General features: G+C 40.2%; 14 protein-coding genes. All 14 read left to right on the forward strand.

The annotated features are described in order from the left end of the window. The first annotated feature begins 51 nt into the window (after window positions 1–51). Complete coding sequence (gene spoVE, locus MHI41_RS07405; protein WP_007499768.1) at window positions 52–1,152, forward strand: stage V sporulation protein E; 1,101 nt, start codon at window positions 52–54, stop codon at window positions 1,150–1,152. Window positions 1,153–1,350: 198 nt separating this feature from the next. Next, window positions 1,351–2,445, forward strand: coding sequence for an undecaprenyldiphospho-muramoylpentapeptide beta-N-acetylglucosaminyltransferase (murG, locus tag MHI41_RS07410; protein WP_008344982.1), 1,095 nt, complete (start codon window positions 1,351–1,353; stop codon window positions 2,443–2,445). A gap of 30 nt (window positions 2,446–2,475) precedes the next feature. Continuing rightward, a complete protein-coding gene (murB, locus tag MHI41_RS07415; protein WP_024720310.1) occupies window positions 2,476–3,387 on the forward strand; it encodes a UDP-N-acetylmuramate dehydrogenase in 912 nt (303 codons plus the stop codon). 136 nt (window positions 3,388–3,523) lie between these two features. Then, window positions 3,524–4,303 carry a cell division protein FtsQ/DivIB gene (locus MHI41_RS07420; RefSeq protein WP_113747331.1) on the forward strand — a complete coding sequence of 260 codons (780 nt, stop codon included), beginning with the start codon at window positions 3,524–3,526 and terminating at the stop codon, window positions 4,301–4,303. Then, a complete protein-coding gene (locus tag MHI41_RS07425) occupies window positions 4,300–4,989 on the forward strand; it encodes a DUF881 domain-containing protein (protein WP_007499760.1) in 690 nt (229 codons plus the stop codon). Before MHI41_RS07420 ends, MHI41_RS07425 begins: the two co-directional genes overlap by 4 nt. A 20-nt stretch (window positions 4,990–5,009) precedes the next feature. After that, window positions 5,010–5,735 carry a DUF881 domain-containing protein gene (locus tag MHI41_RS07430; protein ID WP_007499758.1) on the forward strand — a complete coding sequence of 242 codons (726 nt, stop codon included), beginning with the start codon at window positions 5,010–5,012 and terminating at the stop codon, window positions 5,733–5,735. After that, on the forward strand, window positions 5,735–6,103 hold the full coding sequence (locus MHI41_RS07435) for a small basic family protein (RefSeq protein WP_003210988.1): 369 nt from the start codon (window positions 5,735–5,737) through the stop codon (window positions 6,101–6,103). The genes MHI41_RS07430 and MHI41_RS07435 overlap by 1 nt, the downstream gene beginning before the upstream one ends. A gap of 159 nt (window positions 6,104–6,262) precedes the next feature. Next, window positions 6,263–7,585: a cell division protein FtsA gene (gene ftsA / locus MHI41_RS07440; protein ID WP_007499754.1), complete on the forward strand. Its 1,323-nt coding sequence runs from the start codon at window positions 6,263–6,265 to the stop codon at window positions 7,583–7,585. A 33-nt stretch (window positions 7,586–7,618) separates the two neighbouring features. Further along, complete coding sequence (ftsZ, locus tag MHI41_RS07445; protein ID WP_007499752.1) at window positions 7,619–8,764, forward strand: cell division protein FtsZ; 1,146 nt, start codon at window positions 7,619–7,621, stop codon at window positions 8,762–8,764. Between the two features lie 300 nt (window positions 8,765–9,064). Then, on the forward strand, window positions 9,065–13,384 hold the full coding sequence (locus MHI41_RS07450; RefSeq protein ID WP_342494679.1) for a S8 family serine peptidase: 4,320 nt from the start codon (window positions 9,065–9,067) through the stop codon (window positions 13,382–13,384). A gap of 249 nt (window positions 13,385–13,633) precedes the next feature. Continuing rightward, a complete protein-coding gene (spoIIGA, locus tag MHI41_RS07455; protein ID WP_129548272.1) occupies window positions 13,634–14,563 on the forward strand; it encodes a sigma-E processing peptidase SpoIIGA in 930 nt (309 codons plus the stop codon). Between the two features lie 59 nt (window positions 14,564–14,622). Beyond that, window positions 14,623–15,342, forward strand: coding sequence for an RNA polymerase sporulation sigma factor SigE (sigE, locus tag MHI41_RS07460; RefSeq protein ID WP_007499746.1), 720 nt, complete (start codon window positions 14,623–14,625; stop codon window positions 15,340–15,342). 143 nt (window positions 15,343–15,485) lie between these two features. Further along, window positions 15,486–16,265 (forward strand): RNA polymerase sporulation sigma factor SigG, encoded by a 780-nt coding sequence (gene sigG, locus MHI41_RS07465; RefSeq protein ID WP_003211879.1) that lies wholly within the window; start codon window positions 15,486–15,488, stop codon window positions 16,263–16,265. A gap of 150 nt (window positions 16,266–16,415) precedes the next feature. Further along, window positions 16,416–17,354, forward strand: a complete 939-nt coding sequence (locus tag MHI41_RS07470; RefSeq protein ID WP_007499742.1) for a sugar-binding transcriptional regulator — start codon at window positions 16,416–16,418, stop codon at window positions 17,352–17,354. Window positions 17,355–17,584: the final 230 nt, after the last annotated feature.

A 17,584-nucleotide genomic window follows, 5' to 3' on the forward strand; every position in this document is an offset into this window, starting at 1 on the left:
CTCTCATAAGACTGACAGCCCAAATGAAATTATGCTTGGGGTGTCGGTCTCTTGACGAATAAGAAAACTTCTCCGGATTTTTTGCTTGTTGTCATTACGTTACTTTTATTGACGATTGGTTTAATTATGGTGTACAGCGCAAGTGCTGTGTGGGCATCGTATAAATTTGATGATTCGTTTTATTTTGCAAAAAGACAGCTTTTGTTTGCCGGAATCGGAGTTATCGCAATGTTTTTCATTATGCGGGTCGATTATTGGACGTGGCGGACTTGGTCAAAGATACTGATTGCAGTGTGTTTTCTCCTTCTCGTGCTTGTCTTGATTCCTGGAATCGGTATGGAGAGAAATGGTTCAAGAAGCTGGATTGGTGTCGGTGCGTTTAGTATTCAGCCCTCTGAATTTATGAAGCTTGCGATGATTGCGTTTCTTGCAAAATTCTTATCTGAAAAGCAAAAGAATATCACATCCTTTCGTAAAGGTTTCGCCCCAGCACTAGGCATTGTGTTTTCTGCATTTGCCATCATTATGCTGCAGCCGGACCTAGGTACAGGAACGGTTATGGTTGGAACTTGTATTATTATGATATTTGTTTCAGGTGCGAGAATCGCTCACTTTATCTTTCTCGGTCTTTTAGGGCTTAGCGGATTTGCCGCACTTGTCTTATCAGCACCCTATCGAATAAAACGAATTACATCTTATTTAAATCCTTGGGAGGATCCACTTGGCAGCGGGTTTCAAATTATTCAATCGTTATACGCTGTCGGTCCAGGCGGCCTGTTTGGAATGGGGCTAGGTCAAAGTAGACAAAAATTCTTCTATTTGCCTGAGCCTCAAACAGACTTTATCTTTGCTATATTGTCTGAAGAACTTGGATTTATAGGTGGATCACTCATTTTGCTGCTCTTTAGTGTTCTATTGTGGAGAGGCATTAGAATAGCCCTCGGGGCACCAGATTTATATGGAAGTTTCTTGGCAGTGGGCATCATCTCAATGGTTGCCATTCAAGTAATGATTAATATCGCAGTTGTCACTGGCCTCATCCCTGTGACGGGCATCACACTCCCATTCTTAAGTTATGGCGGTTCATCACTGACATTAATGCTGATGGCAATTGGCGTACTTTTGAATGTAAGCAGGTATGCTAGATATTAATGTGCTGATAGTTCATGAAACCATATAGACTTTTATTTTGCAAAAGTATGAAAAAATGATTTGAAGAGTGAAAATGGCAGTTTCTGTTTCGAAAACATGATGATTGACTCTTCTTTACAGGTTTTGACGGAGCCCTGTTGTTTAAAACAGGGTTTATACTTTGTTCAGAGCAGAAAAAAATTGAGGGGAAATGGTATAATGCGTATAGTTATTAGTGGAGGCGGAACAGGCGGGCATATTTATCCTGCTCTAGCTTTTATTAAAGAAGTGAAAAGACTGCATCCTGATGTGGAATTTTTATATATTGGCACTGAGAACGGGCTTGAAAAGAAAATTGTAGAAAGAGAAAATATCCCATTTAAATCAATTGAAATTTCAGGTTTTAAAAGAAAGCTTTCCTTTGATAATGTAAAAACAGTGATGAGGTTTCTAAAGGGCGTCCAAAAAAGTAAATCTTATTTAAAAGAATTTAAGCCGGATGCAGTTATTGGAACAGGTGGTTATGTGTGTGGTCCTGTTGTTTATGCTGCGTCTAAGCTAAAAATCCCGACGATCATTCACGAACAAAATAGCCTGCCAGGCATCACAAATAAGTTTCTGGCACGATATGTGAATAAAGTAGCCATCTGTTTTGAAGAAGCAAAGGAACACTTTCCTTCAGAAAAGGTTGTTTTTACGGGAAACCCAAGAGCCTCTGAAGTCGTCTCTATTAAAGAGGGAAAATCTCTTAAAGAGTTCGGGCTGGATGAGAAGAAAAAAACGGTTCTCATTTTTGGCGGGAGCAGAGGTGCAGCTCCAATCAATAAAGCAGTGATTGACATGCAAGATGAATTAAAGGCAAAGAACTATCAGCTTTTATATATTACAGGTGAGGTTCATTATGAAAAAGTGCTGAACGAATTAAAAGAAAAAGGTGAAGCGCCGAATATGATCACAAAGCCTTTCTTGCATCAAATGCCGGAGTATTTAAAATCAATTGATGTCATTGTTGCAAGAGCGGGAGCCACAACGATTGCTGAAGTGACGGCACTTGGAATTCCGACCATCTTCATTCCGAGTCCATACGTGACCGCAAATCATCAGGAAATTAACGCAAGATCACTTGAAAAACATGATGCTGCGATCGTTTTAAGAGAATCAGAGCTTTCTGGAGATCGCTTGCTTCATGCAATTGATGAAATTGCTGGTAATGACGAGAAACTACATCAAATGAGCCGTTTAACAAAAGAACTCGGAGTACCAGATGCGGCCACACGTTTATATAATGTGTTAAAAGAAATTACGACTTCATGATGAATGATATGAGGTAAGGCGGAGGGTAATATGGAGAACTTGAAGAATGAATTATTAGAAGCGCAAGTTGGTAAAGTACTTGAAAACGAACCGCTTGCAAATCATACGACAATGAAAATAGGCGGACCGGCCGATCTATTAGTCATCCCTAAAGATATTGATGCTGTCAAAACAATTATGGATCAGGTGAAAAAACATGATACTCAATGGACGGTCATTGGGAGAGGATCCAATTTACTTGTACTTGATAAAGGAATTCGTGGGGTCGTTTTAAAGCTGGGCGCTGGGCTTGATCACTTAACTGTCAATGATGAAGAAATTACAGTTGGCGGAGGCTATTCAGTTGTAAGACTTGCTACGTCTCTTAGTAAGCAGGGGTTGTCAGGATTGGAATTCGCAGCTGGTATTCCAGGTTCTATTGGTGGCGCTGTTTATATGAACGCAGGGGCACATGGATCTGACATCAGCAAGATTCTTGTGAAAGCGAGAGTCTTATTTGAAGATGGAACGATCGAGTGGTTAACTAATGAGCAAATGAACTTTAGCTATCGAACTTCTGTGCTTCAAAAGGAACGCCCTGGAATTGTTCTCGAAGCAGTGTTCAAGCTTAAACAGGACGAACGTGAGAAAATCACAAAGAAAATGCAGCAAAATAAAGATTACCGCAAGGAAACACAACCGTATAATAAACCATGCGCCGGCAGTATTTTCCGAAATCCATTACCTGAATATGCAGGACAGCTTGTAGAAAAGGCGAATTTAAAAGGATATCAGATTGGCGGCGCTAGAATTTCTGATATGCACGGAAACTTTATTGTCAATGCTGGTGGGGCGAAGGCTCAAGATGTGCTCGACTTAATTCAGTACATTCAAAAGAAAATCAAAGATGACTACAATGTAGAGATGCATACAGAAGTAGAAATTATTGGTGAAGCAAATTAAAGGCTACTACTTATGAATGATGGTATCACAGGAAAACAAACGGCATTTTTTCATGCCGTTTGTTTTCTAATCAATATGAAATAAAGAATGATCCAAAGGTGCGGACAAGCAGCTTTGAATGAGGTGAAGAGTATATATGCGGCCTGATCATGAAAATGAAAAGATCGTCAATATAGAAGAGCGAATCCCTAAAATTAAAGAACAAAGGAAGCAGAAAGCGAATCGGAGATTAATCTCTTTTATTTTGCTGTTTTTTATCATGGTTTTAATTATTGTCTATTTGCAAACACCAATCAGTAAAATTTCTTCTTTAACCATTACCGGTAATGAACATGTACCAACAAAACAGCTCGTTAAACTTTCGCAAATTAAAGAAGGCGAGACAGAGTTTTGGAATTTAAATAAAGATATGACAGCAGACCATATAAAGCAAAATAAATTGATTAAAAGTGTCAGTATCAATAAACATTTCCCTAATAAGGTCAGTATTGCTGTCAAAGAGTATGCAAATATTGCGTATCTGCAAAAGGGACATTTTTATTATGAGCTTCTAGAAAATGGGACGGCTTTGCCAGATGAAGTAACGCCAAGTCACGCAGGACCTATTTTTGTCGATTGGGACAATAAAGAGAAATTGAAGCAAACAGTGAGAGCTCTGAATCAACTGCCGGCTTCTATTCAGGAACTAATCTCAGAAGTATATTACGTACCGACTAGCTCCAATCAGTGGCTTGTTAAATTTTATATGAATGATGGAAACACCGTTATTGCATCAATTAAAACATTCGCAGATAAAATGACGACGTACCCTGCCATTGTCAAAGAGCTTTCCTCCTCTGAGAAAGGTACGATTCATATGGAAGTAGCCACATATTTTGAAGCTTTTAAATCTAAGAAAAAGGAAGATGAACGTTGAGAGGCAAAACCGTCATATTCTCAATTGTAATGCTTGTTCTTGGATTTCTGATTTCTTTTTCATACCAATATACGAAGCAGCATCGAGCAGATGTCAATCGAACAGAACAATGGAAAAAAGAATATTCTTTGAAAAGTCAGCTAACAAAGCAAGAAAAGGCGAATCAAAAACTTGAAAAAGAACTTTATCGTCTTCAATCAAAAGTCCAAGAAACAGAGTTTGGTTTGAAAAATGAAAAAGAGCAGTATTTTAATGTTTTGGAAGATGTTGAGAAATACAGAATGTTTACAGGAGAAATAGGTGTAAAAGGGAAAGGGGTAAAAGTATCTCTTGAAGATGCATCTTATATCCCGAGTGGACAAAATGTCAATAATTACATTGTGCATGAGAGCCACATTTTCCATGTGATAAACGAACTATTTATATCAGGGGCATCTGCTGTAGCTATAAACGGACAAAGAATCACACACCAATCATACATACATTGTAACGGTCCAGTCGTCACGGTTGATGGTGTTCAACATCCAGCACCATTTGTCATTTCTGCTATTGGAGATCCAGCTGTTTTAATTCCTGCATTAAACATTGCAGGCGGGGTGGTTGATCAGCTGACAAGTGATCATATTTCCATGACGATTGAAAAGAAGGATATTCGTATGAATCCTCTTCTAAGAAACAAAGATTAAATGTGAAAAGGTGAGTGGTGTTGAGGAAAAAGAAGCCATTACTTAGTTTGACAGTCCTGATGGTCATATTTGGCATCATGGTCTCCATCCAGTTTAACTCTCTACAAAAGCCTAAAGTTCGCGATACTCGAGACGTTTGGGAATTAAGAGAGGATTTATCTGCATCTAAAAGTAAAGAACTGGATTTATTGAAAGAAATTGATAAATATGATGAAATGCTAAAAAAGTATGGCAACCAAGAAGATCAATCAAAAGAAGCACAATTAACAAAAACGTTGAAGGATTTGAAAGAAAAGGCTGGTTTTACAGAGGTAACGGGTGAAGGAGTTGAAATAGAAATTACTCAGCTTTTTTCTAAGGAACTTACCGGAGAAGAAGTCAAAAATATACCACCTGATCTTCTAAAAAAATTAATCAACGAAGCCAATATGTTTGGGGCAAAACATATTTCCATTAATGAACACCGGGTGATTAACACCAGTGTTATTCGAGATATTAATGGTACGACGAAAATGGATGGTTACAGCATAGATGGTGATACAGTCACGATTAAGATGGTCAGCGAGCAGGCCGATAAATTATACAGCCGTTTAAATGTATCAGATATTGGTGATTTGTTTGCTCAGGAAAATTTCAGTTTGAGTATTAGACCGCCGAAGAAAAAAATTCATTTAAAAGCATTTGACGGTACAATTCAATTAAATGAATTGAAGCCTCTTGACGATGTAAAGGAGGGAAAATCTTAATGTGGCTTCCTGTACTTGGTTTAATCATAGGAGTTGCGATCGGTTTCTTAACGAATTTTACGATACCGAATGAGTATTCTAACTATCTTTCCCTCGCCGTACTTGCTGCGCTTGATACATTGATTGGTGGAATCAGAGCACATCTGCAAGGAGCATACGATGAACTAGTGTTTGTATCAGGTTTCTTCTTTAATATTATACTCGCAATAAGTTTAGCTTTTCTGGGCGTCCATCTTGGTGTAGACTTGTATTTAGTCGGAATGTTTGCATTCGGTGTTAGATTGTTTCAAAATATCGCCGTTATTCGAAGAATTCTACTAACAAAATGGACAATTTCTAGAGAAAAAAAGAAAAAAAGTGAGTCATAAAAAAGGATATACATATGATGTAACGAATATTTTCAGTAATCCTAATAAAAAATGTTGATTTTTTAAGTTTTGTTACACACTTGTAAAAACACATTCATTGTATTGTTGTTCAGCAAATAATAGAATAGAAAGTATTGATATGTGAGGAGGTGCCATAGAATGAACAACAATGAAATTTACGTCAGCCTTGACATCGGTACATCCAATATAAAAGTCATCGTCGGAGAAATGGCGGATGATTCGCTTAACATTATAGGTGTTGGAAATGTCCCTTCAGAGGGGTTAAAAAAAGGATCGATTGTTGATATAGATGAAACAGTTCATTCTATTAGACAAGCATTTGAACAGGCTGAGAGAATGGTAGGTTTTCCTTTACAAAAGGCGATAGTCGGAATTAACGGAAACCACATTCATATTCAGAATACGAGCGGCGTTGTCGCAGTGTCTAGTGAAAATAAAGAAATACATGCTGAAGATGTGAGACGTGTCTTGGATGCTGCACAGGTAGTATCTATTCCGCAAGAACATCTCGTAGTAGACGTAATTCCGAGACAATTTATCGTCGACGGAAGAGATGAGATCACAGATCCGAAAAAAATGCTAGGTGTACGGCTAGAAGTGGATGGATCGTTAATCACTGGTTCTAAAACGATTCTACATAACTGGCTCCGATGTGTAGAGCGGGCTGGTATAGAAATTATGGATATTTGCTTGCAGCCACTCGCATCGGGTTCAGCGGCGTTATCGAAAGATGAAAAAAATCTAGGGGTAGCTCTTGTCGATATTGGCGGCGGCTCTACTACGATATCCGTATTTGAAAACGGGCATCTCTATTCTACTCACAGTATCCCATTGGGCGGAGAGAACATTACAAAAGATTTGTCTATAGGACTTAGAACTTCCACTGAAGAAGCTGAACGAATCAAAAAGCAATTTGGGCATGCATTCTATGATGAGGCATCGTCTGAGGAGACATTTGAAGTTTCCGTCATCGGTACGGACCAAAAACAGACGTATACACAACTTGAAGCAGCCAATATCATTGAAGCACGATTAGAAGAGATTCTGCTTTTTGTGGCAGAGGAATTACGCAATATGGGTGTCCATGATTTGCCTGGCGGATTCGTTCTAACAGGTGGACAGGCAGCTATACCAGGTATCCTTTCTCTGGCACAAACGGTCTTACAAAACAATGTAAGAATCGCAAGTCCTAATTATATTGGGGTCAGGGAACCTCAATATATGACAGGAGTGGGCCTGATCCATTTTGCTTATCGCAATGCAAAGATTCAGGGCAGACAGGTTGGATTCCAAATGCCGGATGAAGCATTTCATGAAGTAGGCGCGTCCATGGAGCCGGTTTCTTCTACACCACAAGTAAAAGAAGCTCAGCCAAGACCGAAAGTGAAACAAAAAGCGCAACAAGAGACAAATAAAAAACCGGGCAAAATGAAAAAACTATTTAATATGTTCTGGGAATAGAACTAGATTTTCGACGGATTAGGAGGATTCAGCATGTTGGAGTTTGAAACAAATATAGACGGCCTAGCATCAATTAAAGTAATCGGTGTAGGTGGCGGCGGAAATAACGCTGTCAACCGAATGATTGAAAATGACGTACAGGGTGTCGATTTTATTGCAGTGAATACAGATGCACAGGCGTTAAACTTATCAAAAGCAGAAACAAAAATGCAAATCGGTGCTAAGCTGACAAGAGGGCTTGGAGCAGGTGCGAATCCTGAAGTCGGTAAAAAAGCTGCTGAAGAAAGCAAAGAACAAATTGAAGAAGTCCTAAAAGGCGCTGACATGGTCTTTGTGACAGCCGGTATGGGCGGTGGAACTGGTACGGGTGCTGCACCTGTCATTGCGAAAATCGCAAAAGATTCAGGAGCCTTGACAGTTGGAGTTGTGACTCGTCCTTTCACATTTGAAGGAAGAAAGCGTCAGCTTCAAGCAGTTGAAGGGATTGCTTCTATGAAAGAAGCAGTTGATACGTTAATCGTGATTCCAAACGATCGTCTGCTTGAAATTGTCGATAAAAACACGCCAATGCTTGAAGCATTCCGTGCAGCAGATAACGTGTTAAGACAAGGTGTTCAAGGGATCTCAGATCTCATTGCAACACCAGGTTTAATTAACCTTGACTTTGCTGACGTGAAAACGATCATGTCTAACAAAGGTTCAGCTCTTATGGGAATTGGTGTCGCAACAGGCGAAAACCGTGCTGCTGAAGCAGCGAAAAAAGCCATTTCTTCACCACTTCTTGAAACAGCGATTGATGGAGCACAAGGTGTTATCATGAATATTACTGGTGGTACGAACCTTAGTCTTTATGAGGTACAAGAAGCAGCGGATATTGTTGCATCAGCCTCTGATGAAGATGTCAACATGATCTTTGGATCTGTCATTAATGATAACTTGAAGGATGAAATTGTGGTCACAGTCATCGCAACCGGTTTTATTGAGCAAGAGCCGGAAGTGACAAAACCTCAAAGAAATCCATTAGGACAAGGATTAAAGCAGAATCAATCTATTCCACAAAAGCGTGAAGTAAAACGTGAGGAACATCAGCAAACATCATCACAACCAAGACAAAATACACAGTCAAGTGATGATACATTGGATATCCCAACGTTCTTACGTAACCGCAACAAACGATAAGCAAGCACGATTCATCCCCTTCCTTTGGAAGGGGTTTTTTTATGTCTGCATGGTGAAAAGATCCTGAGTCTGATTGATATAAAAGTCTTGTTTCTGCATGTTATTTGGATCTATCGTATGTGTTTTGGTATGAGTTTTTTAAGTCAAAAGAATCATTTTTAATTCCCTTTACAAAAAACGACAAAATGTTGAACTTTATTTGACTACATTAATGAGAACACCATGAATCTTGTCATGATCAAAAAGAAGGGGGATGGGCAGGGTACACACTGTTTGACCATTTGAGGAGGAGGGATTTTATTGAAAGTGAAGTTTCGCAAAACCGCCGTCTATCGTTTCATGAGTCTTTTGGTGATTGGTACTTTAACGATGACAAGCTGTGGGATGGTTCAAGCAAAATCGACTTCTACCTCATATCAGGAGGAAGCCGTTTCCTCTAAGACAACAAAAGCCAAGATTTCTTCGAGATTAAAGAAGCAGTTTCAAAAGGAAGATAAGGTGACCTTCTTAGTCAAAATGAAGGAACAAACGAATGTACAAAAAGTAGCAAAAGAAGCTGTATCAAAAGCAAAAAAACAAAAATTAACCGCGGCTAAAACGCAGTACACAAAAAGATCAGCCGTTGTATCTGAGCTGAGAGCAACATCTGATGAAACGCAGCAAGCGCTCCTAGCGTATTTACAAAAGGAAAAAAAGAATAAGCAAGTGAAAGATATTCATTCCTACTATATTGTGAATGGTCTAGCTGTGACGGCAACAAAAGAAGTGATGGAAAAGGTTGCTTCTTTTCCAGAAGTAGCTCAAGTGCTACCGAATGAAACACGTCAACTTCATCGTCCTGTTGATTTGAAGCATTCTAAGCCAAACAAACAAATCAAAGCAGTAGATGGAGTTGAATGGAATATTGCTCAGGTGCATGCACCAGAAGCGTGGGATTTAGGCTATGACGGGACTGGAACCGTTGTAGCAAGTATTGATACAGGTGTCGAATGGGATCATCCTGCGCTAAAAGAAAAATACCGCGGGTTTGACCCTGCTCGTCCGAACGAACCATCTCATGAACTGAATTGGTATGATGCCACGACAGGATCTGAAGTCCCTTATGATGACTTGGAGCATGGGACCCATGTGACAGGCACAATGGTTGGTTCTGAGCCAGATGGAAAGAATCAAATTGGGGTCGCACCGGGAGCAGAATGGATTGCAGTGAAAGCTTTTTCAGAAGATGGCGGTACAGATGCTGATCTGTTAGATGCCGGTGAGTGGATTTTAGCACCGAAAGATCAAAACGGAAATCCTCACCCAGAAAAGGCACCTGATGTTGTGAATAATTCGTGGGGTGGTGGGCCAGGTCTTGATGATTGGTATAAAGATGTAGTGAATGCTTGGAGAGCAGCAGACATCTTTCCAGAATTTTCAGCCGGTAATACCGATTTATTCAATCCAGGCGGCGCGGGTTCGATTGCAAATCCCGCTAACTATCAAGAAGCCTTTGCTACAGGCGCAACAGATCAGGACAACAAGTTAGGGTCTTTCTCCCTTCAGGGTCCTTCTCCATATGGCGTAATGAAACCAGATATTGCTGCTCCGGGAGTAAACATTCGCTCTTCGATCCCGGGAAAAGGATATGAGGATGGGTGGAATGGTACATCGATGGCAGGTCCGCATGTCTCGGCTGTTGCTCTTCTTCTCCGCCAAGTGCAATCAGACCTTTCTGTTGATGAAATTCAGCAAATTCTCATTGAGACAGCGAAACCACTGACAGATCAGCAATTTCCTGAATCCCCTAACAACGGCTATGGGGCAGGGTTAGTTGATGCAAGAGAGGCGATTACTGCTTTAACCAATGGAATCGGTACGATTGAAGGTCAGGTGACAAAAGAGGGAGAAGATACAGAACCACCTGTTTTTTCACATAAAGGTCCGAATGAAATTTTTACTGCAACGCCAACCCCATTGACCATCACTGCAGAAGATGGGATAGCAGTGACAAATGTTTCCTTGACTTATCGAGTAGATCAAGGTGAATGGGAGACGCTGAAAGCCAACCGCACGGATGGAAATCATTTAAAAGGAACCTATACGGTGCAGCTCCCTGAACTCGAGGGGGAAAACGTGACGTACCGATGGATTGTGAAAGATTTTGGAGAAAATGAAGCGGCATCAGATCCTTATACACTTCCAATTAAAACATCCATCACCACTGGCTACTCACAAGATTTTGAAGCATGGCCAAGTGGATGGTTCAGTGGTGGAACAAAAGATCCGTGGCAGTGGGGAAAACCGTCCACAGGTCCAAAACAAGCATTTAGCGGGGAACATGTCTACGCCACCAATTTAGACAGTCCTTATGAAAATAAAACGGACGCCAATTTGTCTATGCCGCTCATTGCTGTACCAGATTCAGGTTCTTCCTACCTGCAATATCAATACTGGCATGATCTCGAAGCCAATTATGATTATGTGCATGTCTATGTACAGCCAGAGGGTGAAGACGCCGTTCAAGCGACAGCTTATACGGGAAAAACAAATGCGTGGACAGCAGGCGAAGTTGATTTATCTGCTTATAAAGGTCAAAAAGTGAGAGTCCTGTTTCAGATAAGAACAGATGGCAGTGTCACAAAAGATGGCTTTTATTTAGATGATGTGAAAATCACAGATGAGGCTTTGTCTCAACAAGCCAAGAACCAGCTGGGGGTGATCAAAAAAGAAAAATCCACAAGCCAGAATAAAAAATCAGTTGATCCAAAAAAGGCAAAGCCTGCTAAAGTAAAAAATAAACATGTACAAATTCAAAAGCAAAACAGTCATGATGCTCCGTCTATTCAAGCTCTTCCAATGAGAGCGCAAATCAGTGTTCTAGAAAGCGGAAAATCAACTTCCACCGATGAAGCGACAGGGAAATATCAGCTGTCTCAAGGAGCAGGAGAATGGACAGTGAAAGCGGAAGCTTACGGCTTTGAATCACGGTCCCAAAAAGTCAAAGTGGCATCAAAAGAAACAGCAGAAGCGAATTTCTCCTTACAGCCGCTAGAGAAACGAACGATCTCCGGCACGGTCGTCAATGAAACAACTGGTGAAAAGGTGAAGAATGCAACTGTTTATCTTGTGGAGGACGCAAAAATTGAGCCGGTGAAAACAGATGAATCCGGTGAATTTTCTCTAGAGGCATTAAGCGGTGTCTATACAGTCAAAATTTTTGCGAAGGGGTTTAAAGGCTATACGTTTACAGCGGATGTGACGGAAAAGCCGCTTGAAAAGTCAGTGAAACTTGAGCCTTTTATCGGTTTTCCGGGAGAGATTGGCTATGATGATGGAACGGCTGAAAATGCACGGGCTTTCTACGATCCTGGCAATGGTTGGGCTGTGAAGTTTTCATTAGAAAAAGGAAAGAAACAAGCACAAGTCACAGGTGGCCTTTTCAGATTTTGGACATCAGAATGGCCAGCTCCTGGAGGCGATGAATTTGCTGTTGAAGTATATGATGCTTCTGGGAAGGGTGGCGCACCAGGTGAGAAAATCGCAGGACCTTTAAAAGCAAATGCACTGCGTAATGGTGAATGGACAAAAGTAGATTTAGAAGATCAAGCCATTACAGTGGATGGCGATTTCTATCTTGTTTATATTCAAACGAAAAAAAATACCGAATCTCCGGGACTTGCCACAGATGAAGATGGCCCTAATGCTGAAAGAAGCTGGCAGCTGACGAGCGGTGCTTTTTCTCCTTCTCCGAAAGAAGAGGGGAATTATATGATTCGTGCGCTCGTAAACTATGAAGCAGATGTACCAGAAATCACTTCTCCAAAGGCAGGAACCATTACAAATCAAGGTGAATTGACGATTGAAGGCACGGCCTCTCCGGGTCTCGATGTGGCCATTTATCAAAATGATGAAGAGGTGGCCAAAGTCAAATCAGATGAGTCGGGTACTTTCAAAGAAAATGTATCTGTTCCAAGTGGAGAGCATGTCTTCACGGCGGCGACTGTAACGGATAAAGGCTCAACAAAACATTCCAAGCCAGTCAAGGTGATCATCGATCAAACAGCACCGACGTTGACCATTGATACACCGAAAAAAGGTGACAAGTCTAATAGAGAATCACTCACGGTGGAAGGGAAAGTAGCGGATGATTATCTAGACCAAGTCACAGTCAATGGAAAAAAAGCGACCGTAAAGGATGGGGCATATTCTGCAAGGGTGCTACTTGAAAATGGGAAAAATACAATCAAAGTGACAGCAAAAGATGCGGCTGGAAACAAAACGACTAAAAAGGTCGACATCGATGTACAATATGATGCACCTGTCATTTCTGAATTAACGCCAAAAGAGAATATGAATCTATCATCAGGTGAATCGGTTAAGATTTCATTTAAAAGCAGGGAAAAGCTAGATGCCACCTTTATTCTTCATATGCCGCTGACAAATGCTAGATCAAAACTTCAAAACACAACTGAACTGCCGATTCGTGAAGTAGCACCGGGAACGTATGAAGGCTACTGGACGGCGACATCTATTGCAAAAGCAAAAGGTGCAGTGATTGAAGTCATTGTCAAAGATGATTATGGAAATGTCACAAGACAGAAGGCAGAAGGAACACTCACCATCAATGAGAAAGAATGACAGCGAAAAAGACACGACTCTTCGGAGCGTGTCTTTTTTTGTGCAATTGATAGAGGAGACACTTGTCCAACAAATCATTCTGATGTTCTTTCTGTCTCATACGTCGACAAAAACGATAACAATCCACCAAAAGTTCTCTATCATCCCCTACAAGAATTGACAGACTTCCATCCGATGACTGTTTTATACTGGTACAAACAAGTGCAAGTACTGCTTTTGATTCTTTGTTTCAGATGAAAGGAGCAGAAGGTGGTCATTTATTTAGATGTCATTTGGCTGTTAAACTTTTGTTTTGATCTATTGCTGCTCATACTCACGGCATTTATTCTCAAACGACAAGTGAAAAAAAGGCGATATATGTTAGGAGCTCTCATTGGATCGAGCATTGTTCTCTTGCTCTTTACGCCATTTGCAATGATTGTGTCGCACCCTTTAGGCAAACTGCTTTTTTCTGTCTTGATCGTGCTTGGAACCTTTGGCTTTCAAAGATTTCGTTCCTTTTTTCAAAACCTGTTTGCTTTTTACTTTGTCACATTTTTGATGGGAGGGGGCATGATCGGGGTTCATTCGTTTTTGCAGACAAATACAGTCATTCAAGATGGACTGCTTATTTCACAAAATGATGGATTTGGTGATCCCATTAGCTGGCTTTTTGTTCTCACTGGCTTTCCGGCCATTTGGCTGTTTTCAAAGAAACGATTAGGAGAGGTTGGTGCGAAAAAAAGACAATATGACGAACAAGTACTTGTGGAGATACACATTCAAGGAGAAACGATCCGCCTAAATGGTCTGGTCGATTCTGGAAATCATCTGTATGATCCAATGACGAAAACACCTGTCATGATCGTCCAGCTCGATCAGCTCACATCTATTTTCGGAGAGCCATTTATAGAAAAAATGAAACAGTTTCATCCTGTTGAAGTGATGCAAAAGCTTGATGACCATTTTCCGCTGCTTGATCGTTTAAGACTCGTTCCATATCGCGCAGTCGGTCATGATCACGGGTTTCTACTATGCTTTAAACCAGATACGGTCGTCCTTTATACAAAAACGCATATGATCCAGCCAGCGAAGTGTTTTGTTGGGATGAGTCTAAGTGGATTATCAGCAGATCAGGAATTTCAATCCATCATTCATCCAGAGATGTTAGACGGAAAAATGATACAAGGGGTGTCGTAGTTTTTTTGTGATGTCTTTTATCTTACGAAGTCAACTGGACATTTAGAAGGGAGAAGAAGATGAAAAAATTAAAATTTAAACTCACTTACTACTGGTATAAACTCCTCATGAAGCTAGGGCTAAAGAGTGATGAGATTTATTATATTGGTGGAAGTGAGGCACTGCCTCCGCCGTTATCAAAGGATGAAGAACAAGAATTGCTCGTTAAATTACCAAAAGGTGATCAAACAGCACGAGCCATTTTGATCGAAAGAAACTTGCGATTGGTCGTTTATATTGCAAGAAAATTTGAAAACACAGGCATTAACATTGAGGATTTGATTAGTATCGGAACGATAGGCCTCATAAAGGCAGTAAATACGTTTAATCCAGAAAAAAAGATCAAACTGGCCACATATGCGTCTAGATGTATTGAAAATGAGATTTTGATGTATTTGCGTCGAAATAATAAAATCCGTTCAGAAGTATCGTTTGATGAGCCGCTTAACATTGACTGGGACGGCAATGAATTGCTTTTATCAGATGTACTTGGGACAGATGATGATATTATCACCCGGGATATTGAAGCAAATGTCGATAAAAAATTACTGAAAAAAGCGTTAGAACAATTAAACGATCGTGAAAAACAAATTATGGAACTACGATTCGGTTTAGTTGGTGGTGAAGAAAAGACCCAAAAAGATGTTGCCGACATGCTTGGTATTTCTCAGTCCTATATTTCAAGGCTCGAAAAAAGAATTATTAAACGATTGCAAAAAGAATTTAATAAGATGGTCTAAAAAAATTTTTTTGAAAGCTTTATCCCTGTACTGTCAAAGGGATCACCATTTTTTCACATCTTTCTCGTCATAGACCGTGCATATTTTTCCATCCCACGGAGATACTGAACTTTGTACAACAGCTCCTGTAGGGAGGGAAAAAAGTGTCCAGAAATAAAGTGGAAATCTGCGGAGTCGACACCTCCAAACTGCCTGTTCTGAAAAACGACGAAATGAGAAAATTATTCAGACAGCTGCAAGATGAAGGTGACGATACAGCAAGAGAAAAGCTAGTCAATGGCAATTTGCGGTTGGTTTTAAGTGTGATTCAGCGTTTTAACAACAGAGGCGAGTATGTTGATGATCTCTTCCAAGTAGGCTGTATCGGATTAATGAAATCAATTGATAATTTTGATTTAAGCCACAATGTCAGATTTTCAACTTATGCGGTCCCTATGATCATAGGAGAAATCCGTCGATACTTGCGCGATAACAACCCTATCCGGGTGTCTCGTTCACTAAGAGATATTGCCTATAAGGCGCTTCAAGTCCGTGAGAGACTGATTAGTGAGACAAGCAAGGAACCAACGGCAGAAGACATTGCCAAAGTGTTAGAAGTCCCTCATGAGGAAATTGTTTTTGCCCTAGATGCCATTCAAGATCCTGTTTCTTTGTTTGAACCGATTTATAATGACGGAGGAGATCCGATTTATGTGATGGATCAAATTAGTGATGAACGGAACAAAGATACACAATGGGTAGAAGAATTGGCCTTAAAAGAGGGAATGCGCAGATTGAATGATCGAGAAAAAATGATCCTTCGTAAACGCTTCTTCCAAGGCAAAACACAAATGGAAGTGGCAGAAGAAATCGGTATTTCTCAAGCACAAGTATCAAGGCTTGAAAAAGCAGCAATCAAACAAATGAATAAAAATATTTTTTAAAGCCGCCGCTAATGTGCGGCTTTTTTCATTCTTTTTAGAGAACCCATCTCTAGTATTGACTCTGTTATTTTTTTCATTTAATCTGTTTTTAACAAATGTTATTTGAAATATCATTTGTGAGGGAATAGAGAAGCGGAAAGAAGGGTTATTATGACATTCCATGATGAAAGAAGGCTGCTCATTAAGGTTGCGCATATGTACTATGAAGAAGGCGCCACTCAATCTAAAATTGCAGAAGCTGTTGGGGTTAGCCGTTCGCTCATATCGAAATATTTGGCAAAAGCACGTGAAGCAGGAATCGTGGAAATCATTATTCATGATGAAGTGAATCAACAATATGGTTCGTTAGAAAGAAAAATAGAGCGGAAATACGGGCTGCGAGAAGTCGTGTGTGTGGAATCTCTCAGTCAAGAAACAACAAAAAGTCGAATAGGAGCTGCGGCTGCGGGCTTTTTATTAAAAGTCATGAAGGATGGACAAGTCATCGGTTTTTCATCAGGGACAACCTTGCATGAAATGGCGAAAGCGCTTACGTCTGTTCAGCATTTTCCGTCTGTGACATTTGTTCCGCTAGTCGGAGGCGTCGGAAATGAAGATGTTGATATTCATGCCAACTATATTATTGGAAGATGCTCAGAAGCACTCAAATCCAAATGTGAGTTTTTACATGTGCCTGTCATGCTTGATACGAAAGAAGCGAAAGATGTACTCATTAGACAGCCGTCGATCAAAAAAGTCATTGAATTAGGAGAATCATCAAATATCGCGGTCGTAGGAATAGGCGGGGTTCCGCAACATTCAACGATGGTGAAATCCTATATGACAAGTGGTGAGGAAGATATCCTGCAAGCGAAAGATGTCGCGGGTGACATTTGTTATAACTTTATTGATCATAAAGGTGAAGTGTATCCGCATCCGTGGAACGACCGGGTAATGGGGATCAGTCCTCAAAAACTGAAAGAGATCCCGCTTGTGATTGGTGTCGCTGGAGGAGAAGAAAAAATTGAAGCGATCAGGGCGGCGTTAGAAGGTGGATTAATTCATGTGTTAATTACAGATGAACAAACCGGAGATGCCCTATTAAAGTAACTACCTAAGCCGATTAGGTAGTTTTTTTGAGTCTTTAGACTCAAAAAGATTGAAAATTTTATCGATTTTATCTTGACACAAAGTTGACACATCATATAAACTAAGTTCATAACAAATGATAAATAAAATAACAAATGTTACAAGAAACAGATTTTTGTTAATTTTTATAACATTTGTTAAAAGTTTCAGATTATTTTTCTAGCAATCTATTGTGAAGCAAGAAAACCTGA

It is taken from the genome of Bacillus sp. FSL M7-0307 (genome assembly GCF_038627835.1).
GTDB classification, from domain to species: Bacteria; Bacillota; Bacilli; order Bacillales; family Bacillaceae; genus Bacillus; species Bacillus altitudinis.